Genomic DNA, 26,803 nt, shown 5'->3' on the forward strand with positions numbered 1-26,803 from the left:
CCTCCCGGGCACTGGCAGGCCTGATGGTTAACTGTTGTTATTGAATGCGGAGTACGAACATGCCAAAGATGAAAACCAAAAGTGGTGCTGCGAAGCGCTTCAAAAAGACTGCTAACGGCTTCAAGCACAAGCACGCTTTCAAGAGCCACATCCTGACCAAGATGACCACCAAGCGTAAGCGTCAGCTGCGCGGTTGCTCGCAAGTGCATCCGTCTGACGTTGCAAAAGTGGAGCGCATGCTGCGCGTTCGTTGATCCGGTCAAGACTCAGAGGAATAACTCATGGCTCGTGTTAAGCGTGGCGTCGTTGCCCGTCGCCGTCACAAGAAAATTCTGAAACTCGCCAAAGGCTACTACGGTGCGCGCTCGCGCGTATTCCGCGTTGCCAAGCAGGCGGTAATCAAGGCTGGCCAATACGCCTACCGTGACCGCCGTCAGCGCAAGCGTCAGTTCCGCGCTCTGTGGATCGCCCGTATCAATGCTGGTGCTCGTGTCAACGGTCTGTCCTACAGCCGTCTGATCGCCGGTCTGAAGAAGGCGGCCATCGAGATCGACCGCAAGGTTCTGGCCGATCTGGCAGTGAACGAAAAAGCAGCCTTTGCTGCGATTGTCGAGAAAGCCAAAGCTTCTCTGGCTTAAGCCCCGGCAATCACGGATCCTCGGATTCGTTGCAAGTCATCGATAGGGGAAGAGCCTTGTGCTCTTCCCCTATTTCGTATCTGGAAGGGGCTTTTGCAAAAGTGCGCTTGGCGGCGGCCTGGCATGGGTCGCTCAGTCAGTGCGGTTCTGCAAGAACCTCTGGAGGTTATGTACATGGAAAATCTGGATGCACTGGTCTCGCAAGCGCTTGAGGCCGTGCAACGAAGTGAAGACGTCGGTGCTCTTGAGCAGGTCCGGGTTCAGTACCTGGGCAAGAAGGGCGAGCTGACTCAGCTGATGCAGACGCTGGGTAAGCTGTCTGCCGAAGAGCGCCCACAGGCTGGCGCGCTGATCAATGCTGCGAAGAATCAAGTGCAGGACGTGCTCAATGCTCGCAAGGCCGACCTTGAGCAGGCTGCCTTGGGAGCGAAGCTGGCAGCCGAGCGGATCGACGTAACCCTGCCGGGGCGCGGTGAGGCGTCCGGCGGACTGCATCCAGTGACCCGCACTCTGGAGCGGGTCGAGCAGTTCTTCAGCCATATTGGCTATAGCGTCGCGGAAGGCCCTGAGGTCGAAGACGATTATCACAATTTCGAAGCACTGAATATTCCAGGGCATCATCCGGCGCGTGCGATGCACGACACGTTTTATTTCAATGCCAACATGTTGCTGCGTACGCACACTTCGCCCGTGCAAGTGCGCACCATGGAGTCGCGGCAGCCGCCGATTCGTATCGTTTGTCCCGGGCGAGTCTATCGCTGCGACTCCGATATCACTCATTCGCCGATGTTCCATCAGGTCGAGGGCCTGTTGATCGACGAGGGTGTCAGTTTCGCGGATCTCAAGGGCACCATCGAGGAGTTTCTTCGGGTGTTCTTCGAGAAACCGCTGGGCGTGCGCTTTCGTCCTTCCTTCTTCCCGTTCACCGAGCCGTCTGCGGAAGTCGACATGCAGTGCGTGATGTGCAGCGGCAAGGGCTGCCGCGTATGCAAGCAGACCGGTTGGCTGGAGGTCATGGGCTGCGGCATGGTGCATCCCAATGTATTGCGGATGTCGGGAATCGATCCGGAGCGATATTCCGGTTTCGCCTTCGGCATGGGCGTCGAACGCCTCGCCATGCTGCGTTACGGCGTCAATGACTTGCGCCTGTTCTTCGACAATGACCTGCGGTTTCTCGCGCAATTTCGCTAGTGCCGCCGCCCGTCAACGCATATTTAGGAGAGCAGGATGAAATTCAGTGAACAGTGGCTGCGGAGCTGGGTCAACCCACAAGTTTCGCGTGAGGAGCTGGTCGCCCGTCTGTCCATGGTCGGGCTTGAAGTGGATGCCGTGACACCGGTTGCCGGTAGCTTCAGCGGCGTAGTCGTCGGTGAGGTGCTGGAAACGGCGCAGCATCCTGATGCCGACAAGCTCAGGGTTTGCCAGGTGAGCAATGGCCAGGAGACTTTCCAGGTCGTTTGCGGCGCGCCGAACGTGCGTCCCGGTCTGAAGATTCCTTTCGCCATGATCGGCGCCCAGTTGCCGGGCGATTTCAAAATTAAGAAGGCCAAGCTGCGTGGCGTCGAATCCAACGGCATGCTTTGCTCGGAAACCGAGTTGCAGGTCGGAGGCGACGACAGCGGCCTGATGGAACTCGCCGCCGATGCGCCGGTTGGTACAGATCTGCGCGAGTATCTCGGGCTCGATGATGTGTCTATCGAGATCGGTCTGACACCCAATCGTGGCGATTGCCTCTCTCTAGCTGGTTTGGCTCGGGAAGTCGGTGCCATCTATGGTGCCGAAGTGCGTCCGGTGGAAGTCGGCGTGGCCAGTGTCGCCCATGAAGATGTACGCCCGGTCGAGGTGTTGGCGCCGAAGGCTTGTCCGCGCTACCTCGGGAGAGTGATCCACAATGTCGATCTGACACGCCCGACGCCACTCTGGATAGTGGAGCGCCTGCGCCGTTCCGATATTCGCAGTATCGACGCGGTTGTTGATGTCACTAACTATGTGATGCTCGAGCTGGGCCAGCCGCTGCACGCGTTTGATCTGGATGAAGTCAAGGGCGGCATCCGGGTTCGTATGGCTGAAGAAGGCGAAAAGCTGGTTCTGCTGGATGGCCAGGAAGTCTCCTTGCGCAGCGATACGCTGATCATTGCGGATCATGAGCGGCCACTCGCCATCGCCGGCGTGATGGGAGGCGAGCATAGCGGTGTCAGCGCTTCCACCCGCAGCATCTTTCTCGAGAGTGCGTTCTTCGACACGATTGCGCTGGCCGGCAAGGCACGCTCCTACGGTCTACATACGGACGCTTCGCATCGCTACGAGCGGGGTGTCGACTCGCAACTTCCGCGGCAGGCGATGGAGCGCGCGACCAGCTTGCTGCTCGATATCGTCGGCGGGAAGGCGGGTCCCATCGTCGAGGTCGTCAGCGAACGCGATCTTCCAAATATTGCACCTGTAACCCTCCGCGCCGAGCGTATTACCCAGATGCTTGGGTTGGAGCTGGACGGTACCGAAGTGGTCCGCCTGCTGACATCGCTGGGTCTTGTTGTGGTGGGCGAGGGTGAAGGGCGCTGGCAAGTCTCCGTTCCAAGTCATCGTTTCGACATCAGTCTTGAAATCGACCTGATCGAAGAGTTGGGCCGCCTATACGGCTATGATCGCTTGCCGGTGCGGTACCCGCAGGCTCGTCTCGCGCCTGAGGCGAAGCCGGAAGCGCGCGCAGAGTTGCCGTTGCTGCGTCGTTTGCTGGTGGCTCGTGGTTATCAGGAAGCGATCACTTACAGCTTCATCGACCCCAAGCTCTTTGAGCTGTTCAGCCCGGGAATGAAACCACTGGAGCTGGCCAACCCGATTTCCGCAGATATGGCGGCAATGCGCGCCTCGCTTTGGCCGGGATTGGTGAAGGCGCTGCAATACAACCTCAATCGCCAGCAGTCGCGTGTACGCCTGTTCGAAGCAGGGCTGCGCTTTGTCGGTCAGCTGCCAGCGCTCGAGCAGGAAGCCATGCTGGCAGGTGTGGTGACAGGTAGCCGCGAGCCTGAAGGCTGGGCAAACGCCCGCGAAGCGGTGGATTTCTTCGACGTCAAGGCTGATGTCGAAGCGCTGCTCGCATTCGCTGGGAACGGCGGCGCCTATCGATTCGTTCCTGGTGAACATCCCGCCTTGCATCCCGGTCAAACCGCTCGGATCGAGCGCGATGGCCGGCTGGTCGGCTTTGTTGGAAGTCTGCATCCCGAACTGGCAGGTACGCTGGGGATCGATCAGCCGGTATACCTGTTCGAGCTGAAGCTTTCCGAGATCGCAGACGGCCGCATGCCGCAGTTCTCCGAGCTGTCGCGCTTCCCTGAGGTACGGCGTGACCTGGCGGTCCTCGTCAACCGTGACGTCGCCGCGCAGTCAATCCTTGACTGCATTCGCGGTGGCGCGGGCGAGAATCTGACGGACCTCAAGCTATTTGATGTCTATCAGGGGAAAGGTATTGATCCTCTTAGCAAAAGTGTGGCAGTCGGCTTGACCTGGCAGCACCCATCGCGCACTCTAAACGACGATGAGGTGAACGACGTAATGCAGAAAATCCTCACCTCCCTGGAAGAAAGGTTCAATGCCACGTTAAGGAAATAGCGTATGGGGGCTCTGACGAAAGCTGAAATGGCGGAACGTCTTTATGAAGAGCTGGGCTTGAATAAGCGCGAGGCCAAGGAACTGGTCGAGCTGTTTTTCGAGGAAATCCGACAGGCGCTCGAGCACAACGAACAGGTCAAGCTGTCCGGCTTCGGCAACTTCGACCTGCGCGATAAACGTCAGCGCCCAGGTCGTAATCCGAAGACGGGTGAGGAAATTCCTATCACGGCGCGTCGTGTGGTGACGTTCCGTCCTGGGCAGAAACTCAAAGCGAGAGTCGAGGCCTATGCTGGAACCAAGCCATAACGACGAGCTTCCTGCCATTCCGGGCAAGCGCTACTTCACCATTGGTGAGGTCAGCGAACTCTGCGCGGTGAAACCCCATGTGCTGCGTTACTGGGAGCAGGAGTTTCCTCAGCTGAACCCGGTGAAGCGTCGTGGTAACAGGCGCTACTATCAGCGGCAAGATGTGTTGATGATCCGTCAGATTCGCGCGCTTCTCTACGATCAGGGTTTCACCATCGGAGGCGCCAGGCAGCGCATGTCCGGTGATGAAGCGCGCGACGACACCACCCAATACAAGCAGCTGATTCGGCAAATGATTTCGGAGCTGGAGGAAGTGCTGCAGGTGCTGAGGAAATAGCTTTCCTTGGCGCTAAAAAACTTTCACATTTTCAGATGCTTAATGTATAGTTCGATCCGCTTTCAGCAGTGCTGACAGCATTCGTCGGGGCGTAGCGCAGCCTGGTAGCGCACTTGCATGGGGTGCAAGGGGTCGAGTGTTCGAATCACTCCGTCCCGACCAAAATTCCCTAGAAAATCCAGTTACTTAGCGGTGACTGGATTTTTTTTGTCCGGTCCGCGCGTGGCAGTGTGGGGACTTTTGGGGGGACTTTTTTCAACCCGCCTTCCTCCTCAGTATCGTCAGCGCCGGTCCCCTCGAATCCGTCGCCGATATCTTGTTGGCCTCATCGATCAGCTTGCCCAGTTCGGCCGCCGAGTAGTGGCTGGTGATGCTGCCGTTCTTGTGGCCCAACAGGACCTTCCTGTCTTCCTCCGTCACGCCTGCGGCGCGAAGCCTGCGACCGAACGTGTGCTTCAGGTCATGCACGCGGATCGATGCAAAACCCGCCGGAGCCGTTCGCTTGAAGCGCTGCTCGTACATTGCGGCCGCCCGTTTCCTTGCCTTGCGCCACGCCGAGTCGTTCATGCGGTGCATCGGGGTGGCGTTGCCATCCTTGTCGGGCTGACCGTAGGGAAACACCCATACCGGATCCAGTCCGCGTTGGCCCTCGATGACCGATTTGGCGACCCGATTCAGCACAATCAGGCGCTCGTCGCCGTTCTTCACGCCTGCGTTTTCGTGTCGCCCGCCAAAATCGGCCGGGATAAGGAAAACGCTGGTTCCGAGCTCCGGTACCGGGATCTCCCAATCCCAGCGTAGCTTGACCACTTCCTGCTCCCGGGAGCCGCTGTTGACCTTGTAGAGCGCCATCCTCCTCAGGTGATCGGGCAGCTCTGCGAACAGCAGGCTCTGCTCCTCCCACGACAGCGGATGGGGCTGGCGCGTCGAGCGCCTGAGGTCCAACCGCGTAATCATCGGGACGGTATCGAGCCAGGGGCGTCGCGCTTCATCACGCCACTTGCGCGCGCAGAGATTCAGCACCCGTATGACTCGCTCCAATGCGATGTTTATGGTTCGAGGCGCCACGCTTCTGCCTTTTCCGGGGGATCCGCGCAGGCGACCGGCGAGCCTGTCCTTCACGTAGGGTGCGAGTGCCTCGTCGTCGATGTGGTCCACCGGTCGATCACCAATGTAGGGATCAAGCTGCTCGAGATACAACGCCGTCAGCCCTATTGATGGCTGGTCCTTGAACTCCACCAGATAGCGCGTAGCCGCTTCACGCCAGGTTCTTACCCTTCTAACGCCATAGATGTGCTGTTGCCTCAGCTGCTCCAGGCGATGTATCAGATATTGCTCCGCCTCCTTCCGGTCACCTGAGCCAGTGCTTTCTCGAATGCGCTGACCTCGGTAGATCTTGTCGATGTACCAGACGCCGTTGCGTTGGTAGAGACCGCTGATTGTTCTTTTCGCCATGGTTGTCCTCCACGGCGCCTACTGCAGGGCCGATCTTCCCCCTGCGCACCGCTCTTTTCAATGCTGGCTTTGGCGATATAGGCGTCCGCCCAGGCGTCGAGCTCGAGGCGATCGAAGCCAACGCCCTGGACCCCGATGGGAAATTCGCGAATGAAGGGACGTACGGTCCTGTTGAACTCGCTGCGACACATGCTCAGGTATGCAGGGGCCGCATTGGCTCTCAGTATTCGTGGGGGAAGGGGTGTTACCTGGGGGTTGCTGGTAGTTGCCATGACCTTTGGCACCGGTTGCTCGAACGAAAGTGTGCCGTTGGCACCATCGGCTAGATGCTGGGCGTTACGCTGTATGTGCTCAACCGGCTCGGGCATGTTGGAGCGGGCCTGGTAGGAGGTGAAGGCTGATTGGCTGGAGGTCGAGGTGAGGAACGACGAGCGGATTACTAGAGAGGCGCTGTACGAGTTGGTCTGGAGCGAACCCATGCTCAGGGTCGCCGAGCGTTACAGGGTGTCGTCCAGCTTCATGGCACGGGTTTGCCAATGCATGGGGGTACCGCGACCGCCGCGCGGTCACTGGACGAAGCTCAGTCACGGCAAACCCAGTCCACAGCCGCCGTTGCCTGCGCTGGGGCCTGGAATGCGCGAGTCGTGGCGCCGTGGCGAGAGGGTCGATATGGGCGGTCCTCGTTCACTGCCGAAGCCGCCCGCACGGTCGCGTCGGCTCAAGGCCGTGGTTCGCGATGGCCCCGGTCCCCATCCGGTGCTCGCCGGTGCGAAGGAGGTTTTCGGGCAGGGGCAAGAGATCGACCAGGGTTTTCTCAAGCCCACCAAGCGCCGTCTCGCCGATCTCGTGGTGACCCGTCCGATGCTCGACGAGGGAATTGCGCTGCTCGATGAACTGTTTCGACGGTTCGAGCAAAGAGGGCACCCAGTCAGCCTGTCACCCGGCGACCGCATCTATTGTCGGGTTGGCGTGGATGTGCGCGAGAACCCGGGCAAGACCCCCGAACATCGCTATCCCTCGCTGTGGGCGCCGTCGAAGCCAACCGTCGTCTTCATCGGGACCGTTGCCATTGGCCTGACGCTGTTCGAGCTGACAGAAACGAAGGAGGCGCGTTACATCGACGGCGAGTACCTGCCGCTTGAGCAGGCCGAGCGACACCGGCCTCGGCACGGATGGCCGCACTGGTCCTGGACGACCCAGCATGCCTTCGCGACGGGTCGGTTCTGTCTGCAGGCCTATTCTCCCTATCCGCTGGCCGACTGGTCCGAAACCTGGCGCGAGCGCAAGCCCGGCGACCTGCGAAAACGCCTCGACGCCATCGTTCGTGCCGTGCGTGCAGCGGCGCCGCTGGTGGCGCAACGGGTGGAGGAGGGCGAACTTGCCGAGCTGATCCGGCGCCGCGAGCAAGAAGCGCAATGGCAACGTCATTTGGAAGAGCGGGAGCGCCAACGGCGCGAGCAGGCCAGGCAGGACGCCCGGGACGAGCTTTTGCAGATCATTACGAGCTGGGGCGAAGCGCAGCGTATTCATTCGTTCTTTGCAGCGGCAATGGCGCAAGCGCGACAGCGAAACGATGATGCGCGTGATGTGCTTCTCGAGCGCTTGGACCGCGCTCGCTCATTGATCGGGGAGCCGGATGCTCTGGCGGCGCTGCTTGGCTGGAAAACGCCGGAAGAGCGGTAGCGTACCCGTCATCCCGCGCGATCGTTTCGCGACTGGTATCGACTGCTTCGTCGGGCAGCAACCAGTACTATAATGCCTAATATCGCCTATTTTTCCCTTTTGTAGGTATTTTAATACTGACGAACCGGGCGTTTTGCTTTAAATTCGGAACTACAGTACCGGTTATATATCAGACAGACTATGGTTGGGGAACTCACGATCCAGACCCACGTCGCGGGCCGCTGGCGAGATGCGTTGGTGCTCTCGATCACGGACATTCGTCATGTGGAAGAAGCGAGATGCACGACCGCCTACCTGCAGCCGTACCTGGTCGACTTCATTGGTGACCTGGACTCGCTTTTCGAACCGGCAATCAGTGTAAACCTGCCGGTCAACTGGAATCTGGTCGAAACCAAGGGCTATCCGGCCTTCGTCTACGACCTGATGCCAGCCGGTGCCGCGCGGAGATCGTTGGAGAAGCGCTTCGGCGGCGAGAAGCCCGAGGGCGTCGATCTAGATTTCTTTCTGCTAAGCCGCTGTACCCCGTCGTCGATCGGCCATCTGCGCGTGAAGGAGTCTTTCGAGCACGTGCACCAGACGCGCCGGGAAGCTTTTCCTCGCCGCGAAGTCGTGGATAGGACCAACGATTTTCTCGAGTACGCCTACGAGTCGGGGGCTGCGCTGGGCGGCGCCACCGGTGCACAGGGCGAGGCGCCGAAGCTGCTGATGGTCGAAGGCGTAGATGGGGCCCTGTATGCAGACGCGATGCTGTCCGACGATCTGGCCAGGCGCCACTGGCTGGTCAAGTTCGCCCGCAACCAGGTAACCGAGCGGGACAAGAACATCCTGCGCTCCGAATTCCATTACTACCGGGCGGTCTCGCACCTTGGCTTGAACACGGTCTCGACCGACGGCCTCGTGCTTGAGGAAGCCGAGAAGCCAAGCCTGTGGATGCCACGCTTCGATCGTCGAGTCGATCAAGGGACGGTCGAGAGGATCCCGGTCGAGTCGATCTACTCGGTCTGCGCGAATACCGTTCCGGGGTCAAGGATGAACCATGAGGACGTGTTGGGGCGGTTGATCGGGCTGTGGACCGCCAACAACCAGATCGACGAGCTCGAGGAGCTTGTCTTCGAGTATCTGCAGCGCGATCTGTTGAATCGGATCCTCGGCAACTCTGACAACCACGGACGCAACATGGCGATTTTCAGGTATCACGGCAGATTCGAGCTGGCGCCCATCTATGACCTCGCGCCGATGGTGCTGGACCCCGAGGGCGTCACGCGGGTGACCAAGTGGAGGCCGGAGCACATGGGGAGCCCGGACTGGCGAGCGGTCTGCAACTATTTCCACGCCATTACCGATCCGGCTGCGCTGTTCGAGCGCCTTCGCGCGGCTGCGCAGAGATTCAGAGCATTGCCCGACCTGTTGGTCGATTTACCCGCAGAGGTGCGGCAGGCCCGGACCATCCCCTTGAACAACCTGGACACACGCCTGGCGGAATGGGGGTTGAGATGAGCGCGCCCAACAGCGAGCAGCGAAAGCGGATCATTGAGGACATCATGCAGGGCCATGCGTCGGGAAGGGAAACGCTGGGGACATCTATACGCCGGTTGCGGCTCGAGGTGACCGGTTTCGACCAGGCGACCTTCGCCGCGATGTGCAACCTGTCCACCAAGGCCCTCTACCAGATAGAGACCGATAAAGGTAATCCAACCCTCGGCACCATCGAGGCGATCCTGAGGAAATTCGGGCTTCGCCTTGGGCTTGTTGCGGGCATACCCGCCTCGTCAGTTTCTTTGCGTGAGCCAACGTCCGATATGGCTCGCCCGGTCCGTGGAGCCAACCCGCGCCGCAAACACGTCGAGCGTCGAGAAGGGACGACGGCCACTCCGCCCGATAAGGGTGGAGAGCGAAGATAGGCGGACTAGCGTCTGGCAGGTCTGGAGATTGAGTCTTCGTCGTCTCGCTAGATTCTCATGGCCGGCCATGGATCGGTGCGGAAAGCGGCCGATACGGGCGCAGCGCGATATCGCGGTTGACGATGATCCGCAGGGGAAGACCGGGCCGCTGGGTGAGCGTGGGCCGTATGTCCACGTTTCGCCGTGTGATCTCCTGGCCTACCTGGTTGACCGAGTCTTGCAGGCTGTCACGACCCGCTATCACGATTCGATCCCCCTCGCGGCGGCTGGACGGGGCCGCCAGCTCGGCGCCAATGCCCAATAGGCTGGTCAGCGCCGCGCCGGCAACGACCCGATCCCAGTGCCAATCAACACCGTCCTCGAGACCGGCATAGCCTTGGGGGTCACTTGCGACCGGGTTGTCGAGTTTCAGCGACGAGGTGTCGGGGAAGATAAGCCGGTGCCAGACCACGTCGACTCGGCTCTGTCCATGGCTGATCTGGCTGTCGTAGCGGCCGAGCAGACGAGCACCCTGGGGAATGAGCACATGCGCTCCGGTCGCGGTGTCGTAGACCGGCTCGGTCACCGTGGCGATCACGTCGCCTGGCAAGTCGGACTTGATTCCGGTCACCAGCGCCGCCGCGATCACGGTCCCCGCCATGACCTGATAGGGAGACGCCGGCTTCTGCACCAATACGGATGTGCTCATTTGTGCGTTTGAGGTTTTACTGAGAAGCGCCTGATTGCCACCGCGGCTTTGAACAGAGCGGTCAGGGTGATCCGGATCAATCACGGGTTCGCCGGCTGGCCGCGTGTGGCTGGCCTGGAAGAAGAGAGGCGAGAGGCGCGCTTGCTCGTCCTCTTCCGCGTCCGCCAGTTCGGCAGGCTTCGGTTCGAGCTCACTTGGGTCCGATGGGGCATGAGCCAAAGGCTCTGTTGCCACGGTATCGGCTCTCTCGGTACGGCTATCCGGTGCCGGCAGGGGCGACGCCAATTGCGAATAGTCCTTTGCAAGTGACTCGAGTCGCTCCGGTCGCACGTTGTGATCGACGCTGAACAGTTCTCCCGCCGGATTCTCGCGTGTTTGGTCCGATGGATTCAGTCCCAGGAGCAGGGCAATGAGCGTCGCCGTCGCCAGGCTCCCGGCAATGACCAGTATCGTCCGTGCGTTAAGCCGCATGACACGACCCGGTCGGGCGCGCAATGCCAGCGTCTCGGCCGCCACCTTCGTCTGTGGCCGCACTGGGCCTTCGTCCCCGGAGACGTCGGTCGCGCTCGTCATCGATGACCACCGGAGGGGACGTCGCTGCGCTCGATCCGAACGACGACTTTCTTTTCGCCGCCCAGGCGGAGCTCGGCCGCGGCAAAGAGCCGGTCGACGACGTAGTACGGGGACCGGACGCGGTAGTTGACCAGCTCGCCATCGCCCGTGGCGCCAATGACGAAGAGTGGCGGGAGTTCGCCCTGCGCAATACCCGGCGGAAACTGGATGTAGACCTTGCGCCCATCGTCGAAAGCGCGAAGTGGCTTCCAGGGAGGGTTGTCGCCGCGAATCACATAGCGAAACTGCAGCTGTTCGAGGGCGAGGCCGGCATCCACCGGTGCCGCTTCGAGGGCCTCGGCAGCCTGCCGTTTGAGGGACAGAAGTCGATCCTGTGGGTAGTCCCAGGATACCGATGCCATCCAGGCCTGCTCGGTGGAGGTTAGTTCGACCAGATAGGTGCGCCGGTTGGTGGTGATCACCATGTTCGTCGTGATGGCGACGCGGGTCGGTTTGACGAGGATGCTGATTCGCAGGCGCTCGCCCAGCCCGCTCGATGTGTCGCCAACGATCCAGCGTGCCGTGTCGCCGGCAGCGACGGCGATGAGTTCTTCACCGGGTTCGAGGTTGATTGCGGTCACTCGGCCGGGACTGGCAAAGACCTGGTACAGGGCACCATCGGAGAAAGGCCATACCTGAACCGCATTGAGGTAGCCCTCACGGGTCGGTGCAATTCGGGCTTCATCGTTGGCGCGCGAAACGCTTGCTTCAGGCGCGACAGGTTCCGACTGGCGGACCGGCTTCGGCAGTGGCTTGAGCTGTGATGGAAGCGCCAGCGGCTGGGGTATCGCCACTACCTCCACCGGCTTCGGAGGCTCCGCCATCTGTTGCGCTGCAACCGGCTCCTCCAGCGGAATTGCCGGTGGTGGTGCGTTTCGGCTTGCGCAGCCGGTTGTTACGACGACTAGAAAAGAACAAACGTAGCGCAGGTACTGCATCATCGTGGGTCGCCTCATGGAGTGGTGTCGAGTTCGCGGCTCCAGGACAGGTTGTCGACATAGATGCCCAAGGGATTCTGGCGAAGCTTCTCTTCGCTGCGTGGTGGCTTGAGGACGACCGTTAGCACGGCGGTCCAGCGCTCGGAACCTGCCGAGCCGCCATCGACATAGCGGCGCTCCGTCCAGCGCACCTGGAAGGAGTTCTCGCTGGCGCGGACAACGCTCGTGATCTCGACGGTGATCGACTCCTTGCCGATGCGTGAGAACGGATCGCTCTCGCGAGCGAACTCGTTGAGCGTGGTGGCGCCGCGGTTCGTGGTCAGTTGGTAGGCGCCAAGCCAGTTGCTTCGCACGACGATCGGATCAATGGGCAGCGCGCGGACCAGCGTGATGAACCGGGCCAGGTGGTGGGCAATCAGCGCATCGCCCGGCTGGTAGTCGGTCGCTGCTTCACCCACCGCGCGAACCTGGCCGGCACTGTCGACCTCCACCACGTAGGGAATGACCAGCGACTGTGCAGAACGCCAGACCAGGCCGGCCGCCATCAGCAGTGCCAAACCCAGGCAGCCGAACGCCATCAGGCGCCAGTTCCGGGCCTGGGCGCGGCTGGACCCGAGGCGCTCGTCCCAGACTTGCGCCGCGGCCTGGTAGGGCGTCGCGGGTGCTGGTGCCTGCGAGTAGCGCGTGCGAGCGCGTCTAAAGCGCATCGAGGCGGCCTCCCTTACCCATCCGACGGGTCATTCAGTCGAGGTCCCTGTGCCGAGCCGCCGGCATCCCCGCCGCGCAGGGTGCGGGCGACGGTGGCTGTCGTCTGTCCAATCTGAGGACGGCGCTGAAGGCGCGTGGCCCAGGCCGGTTGTGCTGTCGCGGAGCCTGGTTGCCCATCCGGACCTTGCGCCATGTTGGCTTCAGCCAGGGAGCCGCCTGCCATGCGCGACGCGCTAGCCGCCCCTGTTGCGCCCGTCACACCGGCGGCGAGGCGCGACCCCTTGAGCGCAGATGTTGCGCCGGTTGCCAAGGCCACACCGCCGGCGGTCATGCCGGCGACCCCTAGGGCGGCTCCGGCGGCCGCACCTGCGCCCAGCTGTGGTGCGCCCGAGACAAGTCCGGTCGCGATGCCGGGGCCGAAGATGCCGAGTCCCAGCATGGCGAGCGAGGCGAGCATCGTGGCCAGCGCATGATCGAGGGTCGGCTCCTCGGGAGTTGATAGAAACTCGTCGAATAGCCCGCTGCCTATTCCGATGATCACCGCGAGCACCAGGATTTTTATCCCCGACGAAACGACGTTGCCGAGCACCTTCTCGGCGAGGAAGGCGGTCTTGTTCCAAAGCGCGAAGGGCACCAGTACGAAGCCTGCGAGCGTGGTCAGCTTGAACTCGATCAGGGTGACGAATAGCTGGATGGAAAGGATGAAAAAACTGGCGAGCACGACGAGCCATGCCAGGAACAGCACGACGATCATGTCGAGATTGGCCATCGTCTCGGTGAATCCGGTCAGGCCGCCGATGCGTTCGAGCAGGGGGCGTCCCGCCTCGATGCCGAGAGCAGCAATCCGTCCAGGCTGCAGAAACTGCTCCTGCGTCATCGAAGAGCCTGACGCCAGCAGACCGAGGCCTGCGAAGGAGGTAAAGATGATCTTGGCCAGCCAGTTGAAGTTGCCGATGATGAAGGCGAACGCGCCTACGTAGAGGGTCTTCTTGAGGAGCTTCGCAATGGCATCATCACCCCCATTGGCCCAGAGCAGGCCGGCAAGGGTGACGTCTATGACGACCAGCGTCGCCGACAGAAAGGCGATCTCCCCACCGAGCAGCCCGAAACCGGAGTCGATGTAGAGCGAGAAGGTTTCGAGAAATCGGTCGATGACCCCAACATCGTTCATGGCTCCGGCTCCTCGAAGGTCGGCGGAATGTCCGGCAATTGCTGCAGCCGTTGAAACTCACCGGGCCGTGCCCGCCCTGAGAAGAAGCGCTGTGTTGCATCCGGTTCCGCATGGCGCGCGGCATCGCTGCTCGAATCCGCCCGCTGGCAGCCGCACGCCAGTACTAGCGCAGCACCCAAAAGAGCCGGGAAGAGCATCCATTTCGTCATGGCGCAAAGACCCGGAGGGGGCGAGGCGCATAGGACGCGCCACTAGCCATGAAGCGTTTGCGCTGCTCTCGGGCCTCGTGCTCGGTGGCAACCTGACGGGCCTGACCAATGGACACGGCGCGGTTATGTGCAATGGCCAGCTGCTGGGCCTGGATAACCTGTTTGGCCTGGAGGGCCAGCAACTGGTTGGTCGCCTGCGTCGCCTGTAGCGCCCCGACTGCAGATCGGCTTTGGCTGACCAGGTCGGTGAGCGCAGCCTCATCCGAGACGAGATCGTGCGAGAGCTGGGCCTGCATGCGAAGGGCGGTGCGCACGCCTTCGCGTGCCTGGATCCAACGCTCGATCGAATGTGCGGCCATGTCGGATCTGGTGATCGAGGCGGCATACCGCTCGGGGTACAGTCGGGCAAAGACCTGGTCGAGCCTTGAAAGCTCGTACGCAAGCCCGTTCGCCTCGGCCAGCAGTTGCTCGCTTCGCCTGATCGATTGCCGCAGCCGGCTCACGACATCAAAGTCCAGCGCAGCAAGGTTGCGCGCCTGGTTCAGCAGCATCTGCGTCTCGTTGTGCAGCTGGCTGATCTGGTTGTTGGTCATCTCCAGCGTGCGCACGGCGGTGAGCGTGTTCTGGGCAAGGTTGGTCGGATCGATGACGGTTATCGCGCCCGCGTGCTCGATGGCCGAGGCGCAGAGCAGAACCACCGTGTGTAGGACCAGCCGCTGCAGTGTCACGGCTGGTGGTCCAGTGCCGATTGATGCGATGCAAGCAACCCGGCCGCCCAGTCCAGTCCACGGCACTGCAGCCAGGCCTGTGCGAAGGGCGTTCCGCTCGAGAGCACCTGGTCGATCCGGCGCTGGTCTTCGGGCGTAGCTGCGGCCGCAAAGGCGAGGGCTACCGGGCCGAGTGCCAGCTCGAATAGGCGGTTACCCTGACGGGACTGGTAGTAATACTCGCGCTTGGGTACGGCACCCGCGATCATTTCGATCTGGCGATCGTTCAGGCCAAACGCCCTATAAAGCGCGCGGACCTGTGGCTCCTGCGCTTGCGGATTGGGCAGCAGGATCCTGCTCGCGCAGCTTTCGATGACGGCCGACGCAATGCTCGAGGCGTCGATGTCGGCGAGCGATTGGGTGGCAAAGATCACCGAGACGTTCTTCTTGCGCAGTGTCTTGAGCCACTGCCTGATGCGGGCCGCGAATAGCGGCTCGTCCAGAAACAGCCAGGCTTCGTCGAGAATGAGCAGCGTCGGCGCACCATCGAATTGATCGTCGAACCGATGAAACAGGTAGCCGAGCACCGCGGCGACGCTCGCCTTGCTCGACATGAGCGCCTCCATCTCGAAGCACTGCACGGGCGCATCGGCCAGGCAGTCCTGGTTCGCATCGAGTAGATGGCCATGTGGGCCGCCGAGCAGATAGGGCTCGAGCGCTTCGCGAAGGGTGGGGTCCTGCAGCAGAAGGGTGAAACCCGTGAGGGTTCGCTGGGCCTTGGGCACGCCGGCCAGGCTGAGCAGCGCCGTCCAGATGGCCGACCGCTGCTCGGGCCCAACATGGACACCCTCTTGCAGCAGGCGGGCCTGGACCCACTCGCTTGCCCACGTGCGCTGGCGATCATCATCAACGTAGGCCAGAGGCTGGAACGCAAGCGAAGCGTCGACCCCGAGATCATGGTGGATGCCGCCGAGGCCCAGTGTCGTCGCCCTTAGCGAACGGCCCATGTCGAAGATAAGAAGGCGTGCGCCCGAATAGCGCCGAAATTGCAGAGCAAGGGTTGCAAGCAGCACGGACTTGCCCATGCCGGTCGGGCCTGCGATCAGCGTGTGGCCGACATCTCCGACATGTATGACCAGCCGAAAAGGCGTCGAAGCCTCTGTCCGGGTGATCATCAGGGGCGGGCCGTCGAGGTGCTGGTTTCGCGCGGGACCTGCCCATACGGCCGAGACGGGCATCAGGTGCGCAAGGTTGAGGGTCGAGATCAGTGGCTGGCGTACGTTGGCGTAGGCATTGCCGGGAATGGAGGAGAGCCAGGCCTCGACTGCATTGAGCTGCTCGGCAATGGTGACGAGCCCGTGGCTCTGGATGGTTCTCTCAACCAGCCGACGTTTCTCATCGGCTAGCTCGCGGGTCTCGCCAAGGACCGTCACGGTTGTCGTGACATACCCAAAGGCGGTCATGTCTGCGCCGAGCTCCTGCAGCGCAGCGTCGGCGTCGGCGGCCTGGTTGGACGCGTCGTTGTCGACCAGCGCGCTTTCCTGCTGGAAAACGGTTTCGCGCAGGAGCGTCGCAACGCTTTTGCGCTTGGAAAACCACTGTCGGCGAAGCCGCGTGAGCTCGGTGAGCGCTTCCTGCTTGTCGAGGCAGATGAAGCGGGTGGACCAGCGGTACGCGATGGCGATGTGGTTCAGGCTGTCGAGAACGCCGGGCCAGGTCGATCCCGGAAAGCCTCTGACCGAGACGACCCTCAGGTGCTGGTCGCCCAGCATGGGCGCGATTCCTGTCACGAGTGGGCGATCGGCGAGGAGGGCGTCCAGATAGAAGGGAACGGTCGGGACCGTTACCTGTTGCCGCTGCGTCGATACGGTTTGGTGCAGATAAGTCAGCGTCTGCGCGTCATCCAGCCAGGCGGTCTCGGGCATCGCGCCCTGAATCAGATCGCGGAAGCGGTCGCCGTCGCGGGCGAAATCGCCGAGCTCGCGCCTCCAGTCCGCGCCGGGAGCGGCTCGGCCGGCGTAGAGCAGGCCAGATGCCCGCGCCCGAATTTGCTCGCCTGGCAGGTAGGTAAGGGTCAGGTAGTACCGGCTCTCGAAATGGCGGCCAGCCGCTTCGAACGTTGCCCTGCGTTCCTCGTCGACGAGCCAGGACAGCGCATCGGGAAACTGGCTGGTGGGGTATGCCTCGGCAGCGTGGCGGTCAGCTTCGATATGGAGCATCCAGCCCGATCCGAGGCGACGCAGCGCATTGTTCAGCCGAGCCGTTACGGCGAGCAGCTCCGCCTCGGTCGAGCTGTCCAGATCCGGGCCGCGGTAGCGCAGGGTTCGCTGAAAGGAGCCGTCCTTGTTCAGCACTATTCCCGGCGCCACGAGACCTGCCCAGGGCAGCCAGTCGGCAAGCCTGGCGGGCAATGCCCGAAATTCGCGCAGATTCAGCATGGTCGGCCTACACGTCCAGCAAGGGTGGAAATCTGAGGTGGCGGGCAAACACCGGCAGGAATTGCGGATCCAGCCGCGTCCCCCATACCGCCAGCATGTGGCCTGTCAGCCACAGTGCGAGGCCGGCCGGCCAGAGCTGCAGGCCCAAGCCAACTACGGCGGCCATGGTGCCGTTGAGAATGGCCACGCTGCGGGGCACGCCGCCGAGCAGGATTGGCTCGCACAATGACCTGTGCAGCGGCAGTTCGAAGCCGGGCAGGTGTGGGCTCGCATCACTCATGCGATCACCGCGCCGCCGGCAAAGCTGAAGAAGCTGAGAAAGAACGAGGAGGCGGCGAAGGCAATGGACAGCCCGAAGACGATCTGGATGAGTTTGCGAAAGCCCCCACTCGTATCACCCAGGGCAAGCGCCAGCCCCGTTGCCACGATGATGATGACCGCAACGATCTTTGCGACCGGGCCCTGAACCGATTTGAGGATCATCTCCAGCGGCGCCTCCCAAGGCATCCCCGAGCCGGCTGCGAAAACCGGCGTTGCAAGACCCAACGCCAACAGCAGCTGTGCAAGACGAATGACACTGGCGGCCGGCCTTGCGCCCATCAGAAACGACTGGTTCATCGAGGCGCTCCCTGATGGCTCGTTCGTGTGTTGGCGAGCGGTGTTTCGATTGCTTTCAGTCCATAGCCCTGAAGATCGTGACCGGTAACCCAGGCCATCTCCTGGACGCGGCGCGCGCAGCCGCGGCCGGAAAGAAACAGGACGAGATTGACGGCCTCGGCTATCAGCGGCCGCGGTGCGGCGAGGGCAACCTCGAGAATCAGCTGCTCCAGACGAAGCAGCGCACCGTGACAGGAACCGGCGTGGATCGTGGCGATCCCGCCCGGATGACCGGTGCCCCATGCCTTGACGAGGTCAAGCGCCTCCGCGCCCCGCACCTCACCGACGACAATCCTGTCCGGCCGAAGCCGGAGGGTGCTGCGCACGAGGTCCTTCATCGTGACGACTCCGCGGATTGCCCGTAGGCACACGTGGTCGCGGGCCGTGCACTGCAGCTCCACCGTATCCTCGAGCACCAGGACCCGGTCGCCAGTGCGTGCAACCTCTGCGAGTAGGGCATTGGCCAGCGTGGTCTTGCCGCTGCTTGTGCCGCCGGCGATGAGGATGTTCTTGCGCTCGTTCACCGCCTCGCGCAGCACGTCACGCTGAGCAGCCGTTATGACACGGTCATCGACATAGCCGTCGAGGGTAAGGCTCTGGACGGCACGTTTTCGGATTGCAAAGGTGGGCGCGGGCGAGGCGGGTGGCAGAACGCCCTCGAAGCGTTCTCCGGTCTCGGGCAGCTCGGCACTCAGCAGAGGGCTCGCCGCATTAGTGGCCTGCCCCATGTGTGCCGCTACCAGCCTGACAACGCGCTCGGCCTCGGAGGCCGACAGGGAGCCGATCTCCTGCCGACCTCCACTTAGCCTGTCGATCCACAAGCGGCCATCGGGATTCAGCATGACTTCGGCCACATCTGCATCATCCAGGGCGTCAGCGATCAGCGGGCCCATGGCCGATCGCAACATCGCTACGCTGCGCATGAGCGCCGTGGCGGGGAGGGCGGTCATGGCCGATCTCCCGACGCTGTCATGGCGTGATCAGCTGTTTCGAAGGCCTGACCTTCACGCTCGATGTCGTCTATAAGACGTCGGCCCTTTTGCCAGCGTCTGCCCAACTGCTCGACGAATTGGGTAAAGCGCAAGCGACCTTGGGCTCTCGCGGCTTCCTGGTGCGCTTCGGGCACCGGCGCGCTAACGGTCAGGTAGTAGCGCACGTACAGGGCAACGGTCTCGATGAGGATGTTCTGGTCACGCTCCAACCGCTCGAACTGCCTCGACAGGCGATCCAGCCGTTTGCCCATGGCAACCTCTCGTTGTTCACCTGAAGCGGGTGACAACCAGCTGGCCAGTGCTGCGGCGACGAGGGATGACTTCGATACCCCTTTTTTGGTTGCGAGCTCATCGAGACGCCTGGCGTGCTCGGGCTCGATGAACAGGTTCAGCCGCGCCCGTCTCATGGGGAAACTCCACCGTCAGGACCGATCGCCACCGATAGCCGAAGTGGAGTTCCGGCTGACTCGAGACCGGCATCGTCGTCCAGCAGCGCAAGGTCATTGGCCAGCGGTCGAAGGTCTGGTGTCGGTACTGCCTCGTTCCATGCCCCGTCCAGAGCGCTGTGCTCGAGGCCTCCGGCATCGTCCCCTGGGTTGCTGAACGGCTGACAGGGCTTGGCTGGAGCAACAAGGCCGGACCAGTCGTGAGGTGCTACGGCTGGCGCATCCAGGTAGGGACCCGGGCAAAGAAACGGAGCGGTGCAGAGTCGTCGCATGAAGTTGCGATCCTCGTAGTAGCGCAGCTTCTTGGCGCGGATGGGCGGCACGCCGGAGAGCATCACGATGGCCTCGTCGACCGGTAGCTGCATCACCTCGCCGGGCGTCAACAGCGGTCGCGCCGTCTCCTGGCGAGAGACCATGAGGTGCCCCAGCCAGGGTGCAAGCCGGTGGCCCGCGTAGTTGCGTTGCGCGCGCAGGTGAGTCGCCGTGCCCAGGGTCTCGGAGATACGCTTGGCCGTACGCTCGTCGTTGGTTGCAAAGGTGATACGGACATGGCAGTTGTCCAGGATCGAGTGGTTCGGCCCGTATGCCTTGTCGATCTGATTAAGCGACTGGGAGATCAGGAACGCCCGCAGGCCATAACCTGCCATGAACGCCAGCGCCGATTCGAAGAAGTCCAGCCGTCCCAACGCGGGGAACTCGTCGAGCATCAGCAATAGCTGGTGCCTGCGCTTGAGACCATCTGCGCCGTCGAGCGACTCGGTCAGGCGCCGCCCGATCTGGTTCAGGATCAGTCGAATGAGCGGTTTGGTGCGACTGATGTCCGACGGCGGAACGACCAGGTAGAGCGACACCGGATGCGCAGCGGCAACCAGATCCGCAATGCGCCAATCGCATCGGGAGGTCACCTGGGCCACCGTCGGGTCACGGTAAAGGCCGAGGAAGGACATGGCCGTCGAGAGCACGCCCGAGCGTTCGTTCTCGCTTTTGTTCAACACCTCGCGTGCCGCGGATGCGACGACCGGATGGGGGCCCTCCGGCAGATGGGAGGTAACCATCATGCGATGGAGCGTCAGCTCGAAGGTGCAGGCCGGATCTGAAAGAAAATTGGCAACGCCTCGCAGTGTCTTGTCCGCGACGGCGTACAGGACGTGAAGGATGGCGCCTACCAGCAGAGAATGGCTGGTCTTCTCCCAGTGATTGCGCCGCTCCATCGCGCCTTCGGGATCGACGAGGATATCCGCGATGTTCTGGACGTCCCGGACCTCATGATTCCCCCGGCGAACCTCGAGTAGGGGGTTATATGCTGCGGAAACCGGATCGGTCGGGTTGAACAGCAGGCAGTGCGAGAAGCGCGAGCGCCAGCCCGCTGTCAGGTTCCAGTTCTCGCCCTTGATATCGTGGATGATGGCCGAACCTGTCCAAGACAGCAGGGTCGGCACGACCAGCCCGACGCCCTTCCCAGAGCGGGTGGGGGCGAACGCAAGGACATGCTCGGGGCCTGCGTGGCGCAGATAGCGGCCCCGGTAAAGGCCCAGGCAGACACCCGCGTCCTTTGTCAGCCCCGCCGCACGTACCTCCCTGAGCATGGCCCAGCGCGCGGATCCGTGGGTAGTGGCTGTACTGGACTGGCGCGCCCGCCAGATGGACATGCCGAATGCGAGCAACACGGCAGTTGCGCTGCCGCCGCTTGCGATCAAACCCGCCCTGTCGAAGGTAGATGGGGACGCATTGCCAAACCGAAACCACCAGCCGAACAAACGCCAGGGCTGATACACGGGATAGCCCCGCAGTTCGAACCAGGGGCGGCCAAGCTGCTGATCAAAGCCCAGTGACGACGCAGCCGACTGCGTCGCGATCCAGACGCTGGCGAGCACGACCGAGACTGTCGTCACCACCTGCCCGTACAGCACGTTCGATGCCTGGTTCACCGCCGTTGCGCTCCTTATCCATGCGGCACCTTGGCGTGCCGTATGGATAAGGTTCGGTAATCAGGTCACGGACATCAAAGACCGAATGAGCAAGGACCATGTCTCTTTGCGCATGCATCCTCGCTTAGGCCTTCTCACAAGATTGGCTTCACCTACGGTAGTTCGATCTGGCGTATGGAGCATGGAACCAGGCATGTAGAACGAAAGTCTTACAGCCCATGCGCCGGCGCCTCGAGGCCAATTCCGAGCGTCGGTACGGAGCTGCGTTTCGCGAATACATGGAGGTGAATCGTGAACCAGACCAGTTGCCCGGCTCCCAACGGTGCAGCCTCGAATATCGCTACAGGTCGATCCCATCGATTGGGTTCGCGCTGCCACACGGCATCGTGGTCCAGTCGTTTCTACGCTGGAAAATGGCCAATTCCCTTGAATCACTGTTCCGCGATTGTTCGTCGGGATGAATCGCCCATGCTCGCTAGACGCCGACTCGCTTAAGGATATGGCTATGAAGATTTTAATTACAGGAAGTAAAGGTCAGGTCGGGCGCAGTTTGGTCGAGGAGGGGGCCAAGAGGGGATTGCACGTAATAGGCCTCGGTAAAGCGGAACTTGATGTCAGTTGTCCTCGATCCGTTGCGAATGCAGTGCAATTGGCGAATCCGGACCTGATCATCAACGCCGCCGCGTACACCGCCGTAGATGCCGCGGAGGAACAGGTCGAGGCGGCATATCGCGTAAACCGAGACGGTGCCCATCAGTTGGCCAAGGAAGCGCAGCGCCACGGTATTCCACTCTTTCATCTTTCGACAGACTACGTTTTCGACGGAGCACTGGCGCGACCCTATGTCGAGAGCGATCAAACGAACCCTATTAGCGTTTATGGTGCGAGCAAACGGGCCGGGGAACTCCAGGTTCAGCAGTTTGAAAAGCACTTGATCTTAAGAACCAGCTGGGTGTTCGGCAGGCATGGAAGCAACTTCGTGAAAACGATGCTGCGCCTGGCAGGTGAAACGGAACTACGCGTCGTCGACGATCAGGTTGGCTGTCCGACCAGTGCGGATCGGATCGCGTCGGTTTTGCTCGACCTCGCATTGCGTTATCAGGCAGACGGCAAGCTTCCGTGGGGGCTTTATCACTACAGCAGCCAGCCTGCCTGCTCATGGTTCGAATTTGCCCAGGCCATTTTTGAGCAAGCGGTCCGCGCGGGGATCGTCCGGCACCCACCTCGATTGACGCCTATCGCTACCGAAGCCTATCCAACCCCAGCGAAACGTCCGGCTTGGTCCGTGCTGGATTGCAGTCGTTTTACGGAGGCTTTCGGCATCCCCCCTGCGCTGTGGTCCGTGGATCTGGAGGCAGTCATCGACGCTTTGAAAAGCCCGTGTGGCCTGTTCGATGAGGCAGTTTCGGCATAGTGAGTGACCGCTCAGATCGCGCCGCTGAACGGTCATGATTTCCTGAAACTTTTTCTTACACGTTCAAGTCGGACTCATAAGGAGCTCATGGGGAACGGGTAATGCCGTCGCCGGGCGAGCATCCGCTGATGGACCGAGGATGCCGCGACACCTGATGGATGCTGGTGCCGCGACCGAAGTGCACGGACCCTTGGCGATGATCCGCCTCCGCCGAATGGCGGCCTGAGCAGCGATGCACGAACGCTGAGCAGGGAGTAGGGACGATGCTTTTCAATTCAATGGAATTCATTGCCGGTTTTCTTCCGGTGGTGCTGCTCGGATTCTTCTTGCTGACCGGATCGGGCCGACAACGGTTGGCGGTGACCTGGCTAACGGTCGTCTCGCTGGTGTTCTACGGCTGGTGGAATCCGGTCTACGTCCCGCTGCTGGTCGGCAGCATGCTGTTCAACTACCTCCTCGGCGGCTACCTGCGCCGGCACCCGTCGCGCCGTATCCTGGCATTGGCAGTGGCTGCCAATGCGCTGCTGCTTGTCTATTACAAGTACACCGGCTTTCTCTTCAGCACCCTGGATGCCGCGCTGGAACTGGGCTGGCGCGTCGAGGACATCATCCTGCCGCTGGCCATTTCGTTCTTCACCTTCCAGCAGATTGCCTACCTGGTCGACGCCCATGATGGCGTAGTGGAAGAACACGACTTCGCCAACTATTGCCTATTCATCAGCTTCTTCCCGCAGCTGATCGCCGGACCGATCACCCACCACGGTGAGATGCTTGCGCAGTTCAACGACCGCGACAGCTTCCGCGCGCGCATCGACAACCTGTCGCTGGGCGCCACGGTGTTTTTGCTCGGCCTGTTCAAGAAGGTGGTGATCGCCGATACCCTCGCGCTGAAAGCCACGCCGGTCTTCAGCCTGGCCGCCGACGGCACCGTCCCGGCGTTCTACGACGCATGGACCGGCGCGCTGACCTACACGCTGCAGATCTATTTCGACTTCTCTGGCTACAGCGACATGGCCATCGGGCTTGCGCTGCTGTTCGGCATCAGCCTGCCGGCCAACTTCAACAGCCCGTTCAAGGCGCGCAACGTCATCGACTACTGGTCGCGCTGGCATATGACGCTGACGCGCTTTCTCACCGCCTACATCTACAACCCCGTCGTGCTGCGCGTGACCCGTGCCCGTATGGCAGCCGGCAAGCCGCAGCCGCGCCGCGGCAAGATGACACTTGGCACCTTCCTCGCGCTGGTCGCCTATCCGACAGTATTCACCATGTTCATCTCCGGCATCTGGCACGGCGCCGGCTGGCAATTCGTGGTGTTCGGCCTGCTACATGGCTTCTACCTGGTGGTCGCCCATGGCTGGCGCGCCTGGAAAGTACGCCAGGGCTGGAAGCTGGACAGCGAGGTCTGGTGGCATCAGGCGCTGGCCGTGCTGGTGACCTTCCAGTGCGTGGTGGTGGCGATGGTGTTCTTCCGCGCCGCCGACGTGCCGGCCGCGCTGGCGGTCCTCCAAGGCATGCTCGGTTTGAGCCCGGACAGCGTGCACATGGACCGATCGGACTTCGCCTATATCGCCGCGCTGCTGGCGTTCGTCTGGGGCATGCCCAACGTGCAGCAGTGGATGGGCCACTTCCGCACAGCACTCAACTATCAGGCCCAGCTTCATTGGACTGAACGGCTGCTGCCAGTCAGCGCCTGGCGTCCATCGGCAATCCACGGCATGGCGGTAGGTGTGCTCGGTTTCTTCGCCCTGGCGATCGCCTTTTCCATGGCGCCGACCGAATTTCTCTACTTCCAGTTCTGACCACGACAAGGAGTCCCGGCATGCAACAACTCTCCTGGCTACCGCCGCACCCTGACCTGGCCAGCGCAATCGGCCAGGCCAAGCGCATCGACGACCCACTGCAGCGGCTAAACGAAGCCGCTCGGCTGGCGGCATACCAGCGTGACTTCACGCTGACCGCACGGCTGGACAAGCTGGCCACCGCCGGCATCGAGCAGCATGCAGCGGCGGCACGACTGACGCCGCTGCGCGTGGCGCTGCTCGCTTCGCATACGGTGGACCACCTGCTGCCGACCATTCGCATGGCCGGCCTGCAGCGGCGCCTGGCGCTGTCGCTGCACGTTGCGCCTTACGGCATGTACCGCCAGGCGCTGCTGGCCGATGACCCGGCGCTGAACGCCTTCTCCCCCCAACTGCTGGTACTGGCGCTGGACGCCCATGACGCGCCGCTGCAACTGCCCTTGCACGCAGGCCAGGCGGAGGTGGATGCCGCCGTCGCAGAGCGCGTCGACGAGCTGCGCCTCCTTTGGCGCCGGGCCCGCGAGCGCTACGCCGCGCAGGTGGTGCAGCAAACCCTGGTGCCGGTCGCGCCGCCATTGTTCGGCTCTTACGAAGCACTGGTGCCGGCTTCGCCGCGGGCAGTCATCGAACGCTTGAATGCGGCTATCCGCGGCGCTGCCCGCGAGGATGGCGTGCTGCTGCTCGATTTGGCGTGGCACGCAGCCGCTTATGGCGACGGCCTGGCCGACCCGGTGCGCTGGCACCAGGCCAAGCAGCTGGTCAGCCCGGCCTTGGCCCCGCTTTACGGCGATCATCTGGCACGGATAGCGGCGGCCACGGCGGGGCTGTCGCACAAGTGCCTCGTGCTCGATCTGGACAACACCCTGTGGGGCGGTGTGATCGGTGATGACGGTATCGACGGTATCCAGCTCGGCCAAGGCAGCCCCAGCGGCGAGGCGTTTCTCGCCTTCCAGCGCTACGCCGCGCAGCTGGCACGCCGTGGGGTGATCCTCGCGGTATGCAGCAAGAACGACCTGCACATCGCCGAGGCGGCGTTCGCGCATCCGGAGATGGCATTGAAGCGCAGCGATGTCGCAGCTTTCGTCGCCAACTGGGAAGACAAGGCCGGCAACCTGCGGCGCATCGCGAGCATGCTGGATATCGGCCTGGACAGCCTGGTATTCGTCGACGACAACCCCGCCGAACGCGACATCGTGCGCCGCGAGCTGCCGGAAGTCGCTGTGCCGGAACTGCCCGACGACGTTGCCGATTACCCCGCGCGGATAGCCGCCGCGGGCTATTTCGAAGCTGTGTCCTTTACCTCCGACGACGCCGAGCGTGGCCGCAGCTATGCGCTTAATGCCGAACGCAAGGCCGCGCAGAGCCAGGCCACGGACATGGACGGCTACCTGCGCGGGTTGCAGATGGTGCTGCGCGTCAGCCGCATCGGCAGTGCAGAGCTGGCCCGCGCCACGCAGCTGATCAACAAGACCAACCAGTTCAATCTCACCACCCGCCGTTATACCGAAGCCGAAGTCGAGCGCATGGCCAGCGATCGGCAAGCCATTGCGCTGGCTCTGCGGCTGGAGGACAAGTTCGGCGATAGCGGCCTGATCAGCGTAGTGCTGGCGCGACCGGATGCAGCCATCGAGGCTGACGAACTGCTGATCGACAGCTGGCTGATGAGCTGTCGCGTGCTGGGCCGCCAAGTCGAGTCGGCGGTGCTGGACGTGCTGGCCGATGCAGCCGCGGCTGCCGGCTGGCGTGCCCTGGTTGGCGAATACCGCCCCACCGAACGCAACGGCATGGTCGCCGAGCACTATCCGCGACTGGGCTTCGAGCAGCGCTCAGCTCCCGATAACGCAACCCCCGATGCCAGTTTCTGGCGCTGCGAGCTGGCGTCACGCCTATCCATAAACCACCACATCCAGGTGCAAGCATGAACGAAAAGGAAATTCTCCAGGCGCTGACCCAGGTTTTTCACGACGTGTTCGACGATGACGACATCGTCCTCACGGCCGAAACCACGGCCGACGACATCGATGGCTGGGACAGCCAGGCCCATGTCCTGCTGATCGTGGCCGCCGAGCAACGCTTCGGCATCAAGTTCCGCACTGCTGAGCTGGAGTCGCTGAAGAACGTCGGCCATTTCGTGCAACTGATCCAGAGCAAGCTCGGGGTGCGTTGA

General features: G+C 62.3%; 26 protein-coding genes and 1 tRNA gene. 14 read left to right on the forward strand and 13 right to left on the reverse strand.

Annotation, left to right across the window (positions count from 1 at the left end; genetic code table 11):
- Nucleotides 1-59: 59 nt before the first annotated feature.
- From rpmI to ACVRRC_RS09830, 7 genes are all read left to right on the forward strand, one after another.
- Nucleotides 60-254 (forward strand): 50S ribosomal protein L35, encoded by a 195-nt coding sequence (gene rpmI / locus ACVRRC_RS09800; protein ID WP_003298367.1) that lies wholly within the window; start codon nucleotides 60-62, stop codon nucleotides 252-254.
- A gap of 27 nt (nucleotides 255-281) precedes the next feature.
- Nucleotides 282-638: a 50S ribosomal protein L20 gene (rplT, locus tag ACVRRC_RS09805; protein WP_003282569.1), complete on the forward strand. Its 357-nt coding sequence runs from the start codon at nucleotides 282-284 to the stop codon at nucleotides 636-638.
- Nucleotides 639-812: 174 nt separating this feature from the next.
- Nucleotides 813-1,829: a phenylalanine--tRNA ligase subunit alpha gene (gene pheS, locus ACVRRC_RS09810; RefSeq protein ID WP_045158272.1), complete on the forward strand. Its 1,017-nt coding sequence runs from the start codon at nucleotides 813-815 to the stop codon at nucleotides 1,827-1,829.
- Nucleotides 1,830-1,865: 36 nt separating this feature from the next.
- Nucleotides 1,866-4,244, forward strand: coding sequence for a phenylalanine--tRNA ligase subunit beta (gene pheT / locus ACVRRC_RS09815; RefSeq protein ID WP_472996919.1), 2,379 nt, complete (start codon nucleotides 1,866-1,868; stop codon nucleotides 4,242-4,244).
- A 3-nt stretch (nucleotides 4,245-4,247) separates the two neighbouring features.
- A complete protein-coding gene (gene ihfA, locus ACVRRC_RS09820; protein ID WP_011913482.1) occupies nucleotides 4,248-4,550 on the forward strand; it encodes an integration host factor subunit alpha in 303 nt (100 codons plus the stop codon).
- Nucleotides 4,531-4,887, forward strand: a complete 357-nt coding sequence (locus tag ACVRRC_RS09825; RefSeq protein ID WP_011913481.1) for a MerR family transcriptional regulator — start codon at nucleotides 4,531-4,533, stop codon at nucleotides 4,885-4,887. The genes ihfA and ACVRRC_RS09825 overlap by 20 nt, the downstream gene beginning before the upstream one ends.
- Nucleotides 4,888-4,972: 85 nt before the next feature.
- Nucleotides 4,973-5,049 (forward strand) — tRNA-Pro (locus ACVRRC_RS09830).
- Nucleotides 5,050-5,142: 93 nt separating this feature from the next.
- Here ACVRRC_RS09830 and ACVRRC_RS09835 read toward each other — a convergent pair.
- A complete protein-coding gene (locus tag ACVRRC_RS09835; RefSeq protein ID WP_170800226.1) occupies nucleotides 5,143-6,342 on the reverse strand; it encodes a tyrosine-type recombinase/integrase in 1,200 nt (399 codons plus the stop codon).
- A gap of 633 nt (nucleotides 6,343-6,975) precedes the next feature.
- On the opposite strand from ACVRRC_RS09835, the gene ACVRRC_RS09840 reads away from it, so the two are divergent.
- From ACVRRC_RS09840 to ACVRRC_RS09850, 3 genes are all read left to right on the forward strand, one after another.
- Nucleotides 6,976-8,025, forward strand: a complete 1,050-nt coding sequence (locus tag ACVRRC_RS09840; RefSeq protein WP_472996920.1) for a hypothetical protein — start codon at nucleotides 6,976-6,978, stop codon at nucleotides 8,023-8,025.
- A gap of 180 nt (nucleotides 8,026-8,205) precedes the next feature.
- On the forward strand, nucleotides 8,206-9,522 hold the full coding sequence (locus tag ACVRRC_RS09845; protein WP_472996921.1) for a type II toxin-antitoxin system HipA family toxin: 1,317 nt from the start codon (nucleotides 8,206-8,208) through the stop codon (nucleotides 9,520-9,522).
- Nucleotides 9,519-9,926 carry a helix-turn-helix domain-containing protein gene (locus ACVRRC_RS09850; RefSeq protein ID WP_258188788.1) on the forward strand — a complete coding sequence of 136 codons (408 nt, stop codon included), beginning with the start codon at nucleotides 9,519-9,521 and terminating at the stop codon, nucleotides 9,924-9,926. Before ACVRRC_RS09845 ends, ACVRRC_RS09850 begins: the two co-directional genes overlap by 4 nt.
- 55 nt (nucleotides 9,927-9,981) lie before the next feature.
- Here the strand turns inward: ACVRRC_RS09850 and ACVRRC_RS09855 are convergent, their stop codons facing one another.
- From ACVRRC_RS09855 to ACVRRC_RS09910, 12 genes are read right to left on the reverse strand one after another with little or no spacing between them, the layout of a single operon-like run.
- A complete protein-coding gene (locus ACVRRC_RS09855; protein ID WP_181121489.1) occupies nucleotides 9,982-11,187 on the reverse strand; it encodes a TraB/TrbI/VirB10 family type IV secretion system protein in 1,206 nt (401 codons plus the stop codon).
- Nucleotides 11,184-12,167, reverse strand: a complete 984-nt coding sequence (trbG, locus tag ACVRRC_RS09860; RefSeq protein ID WP_472996922.1) for a P-type conjugative transfer protein TrbG — start codon at nucleotides 12,165-12,167, stop codon at nucleotides 11,184-11,186. The genes ACVRRC_RS09855 and trbG overlap by 4 nt, the downstream gene beginning before the upstream one ends.
- An 11-nt stretch (nucleotides 12,168-12,178) precedes the next feature.
- Nucleotides 12,179-12,871 (reverse strand): conjugal transfer protein TrbF, encoded by a 693-nt coding sequence (trbF, locus tag ACVRRC_RS09865; protein WP_472996923.1) that lies wholly within the window; start codon nucleotides 12,869-12,871, stop codon nucleotides 12,179-12,181.
- 14 nt (nucleotides 12,872-12,885) lie between these two features.
- Nucleotides 12,886-14,043: a P-type conjugative transfer protein TrbL gene (trbL, locus tag ACVRRC_RS09870; RefSeq protein ID WP_472996924.1), complete on the reverse strand. Its 1,158-nt coding sequence runs from the start codon at nucleotides 14,041-14,043 to the stop codon at nucleotides 12,886-12,888.
- A complete protein-coding gene (locus ACVRRC_RS09875) occupies nucleotides 14,040-14,252 on the reverse strand; it encodes a hypothetical protein (protein WP_472996925.1) in 213 nt (70 codons plus the stop codon). Before ACVRRC_RS09875 ends, trbL begins: the two co-directional genes overlap by 4 nt.
- Nucleotides 14,249-14,974 carry a P-type conjugative transfer protein TrbJ gene (gene trbJ / locus ACVRRC_RS09880; RefSeq protein WP_472996999.1) on the reverse strand — a complete coding sequence of 242 codons (726 nt, stop codon included), beginning with the start codon at nucleotides 14,972-14,974 and terminating at the stop codon, nucleotides 14,249-14,251. Before trbJ ends, ACVRRC_RS09875 begins: the two co-directional genes overlap by 4 nt.
- A 2-nt stretch (nucleotides 14,975-14,976) precedes the next feature.
- Entirely contained in the window at nucleotides 14,977-17,397 is a 2,421-nt protein-coding gene (gene trbE / locus ACVRRC_RS09885; protein WP_472996926.1) for a conjugal transfer protein TrbE, read from the reverse strand.
- 7 nt (nucleotides 17,398-17,404) lie between these two features.
- Nucleotides 17,405-17,677, reverse strand: coding sequence for a VirB3 family type IV secretion system protein (locus ACVRRC_RS09890; RefSeq protein WP_472996927.1), 273 nt, complete (start codon nucleotides 17,675-17,677; stop codon nucleotides 17,405-17,407).
- Nucleotides 17,674-17,997 carry a TrbC/VirB2 family type IV secretion system protein gene (locus ACVRRC_RS09895; RefSeq protein WP_170800351.1) on the reverse strand — a complete coding sequence of 108 codons (324 nt, stop codon included), beginning with the start codon at nucleotides 17,995-17,997 and terminating at the stop codon, nucleotides 17,674-17,676. The genes ACVRRC_RS09890 and ACVRRC_RS09895 overlap by 4 nt, the downstream gene beginning before the upstream one ends.
- A 14-nt stretch (nucleotides 17,998-18,011) precedes the next feature.
- Nucleotides 18,012-18,962 (reverse strand): P-type conjugative transfer ATPase TrbB, encoded by a 951-nt coding sequence (gene trbB / locus ACVRRC_RS09900; protein ID WP_472997000.1) that lies wholly within the window; start codon nucleotides 18,960-18,962, stop codon nucleotides 18,012-18,014.
- Nucleotides 18,963-19,000: 38 nt separating this feature from the next.
- Complete coding sequence (locus ACVRRC_RS09905; RefSeq protein WP_240153938.1) at nucleotides 19,001-19,453, reverse strand: CopG family transcriptional regulator; 453 nt, start codon at nucleotides 19,451-19,453, stop codon at nucleotides 19,001-19,003.
- A complete protein-coding gene (locus ACVRRC_RS09910; protein WP_472996928.1) occupies nucleotides 19,450-21,420 on the reverse strand; it encodes a conjugal transfer protein TraG in 1,971 nt (656 codons plus the stop codon). The genes ACVRRC_RS09905 and ACVRRC_RS09910 overlap by 4 nt, the downstream gene beginning before the upstream one ends.
- Nucleotides 21,421-21,925: 505 nt before the next feature.
- On the opposite strand from ACVRRC_RS09910, the gene rfbD reads away from it, so the two are divergent.
- The 4 genes from rfbD (at nucleotide 21,926) to ACVRRC_RS09930 (ending at nucleotide 26,803) form a co-directional block, all read left to right on the forward strand.
- On the forward strand, nucleotides 21,926-22,834 hold the full coding sequence (rfbD, locus tag ACVRRC_RS09915) for a dTDP-4-dehydrorhamnose reductase (protein WP_041755618.1): 909 nt from the start codon (nucleotides 21,926-21,928) through the stop codon (nucleotides 22,832-22,834).
- A 263-nt stretch (nucleotides 22,835-23,097) separates the two neighbouring features.
- Nucleotides 23,098-24,636: an MBOAT family O-acyltransferase gene (locus ACVRRC_RS09920; RefSeq protein ID WP_045158258.1), complete on the forward strand. Its 1,539-nt coding sequence runs from the start codon at nucleotides 23,098-23,100 to the stop codon at nucleotides 24,634-24,636.
- A gap of 20 nt (nucleotides 24,637-24,656) precedes the next feature.
- Entirely contained in the window at nucleotides 24,657-26,558 is a 1,902-nt protein-coding gene (locus ACVRRC_RS09925) for an HAD-IIIC family phosphatase (protein WP_170800208.1), read from the forward strand.
- Nucleotides 26,555-26,803 carry an acyl carrier protein gene (locus tag ACVRRC_RS09930; RefSeq protein WP_472996929.1) on the forward strand — a complete coding sequence of 83 codons (249 nt, stop codon included), beginning with the start codon at nucleotides 26,555-26,557 and terminating at the stop codon, nucleotides 26,801-26,803. The genes ACVRRC_RS09925 and ACVRRC_RS09930 overlap by 4 nt, the downstream gene beginning before the upstream one ends.

The sequence above is a fragment of the Stutzerimonas sp. LR2 genome (assembly GCF_055755175.1).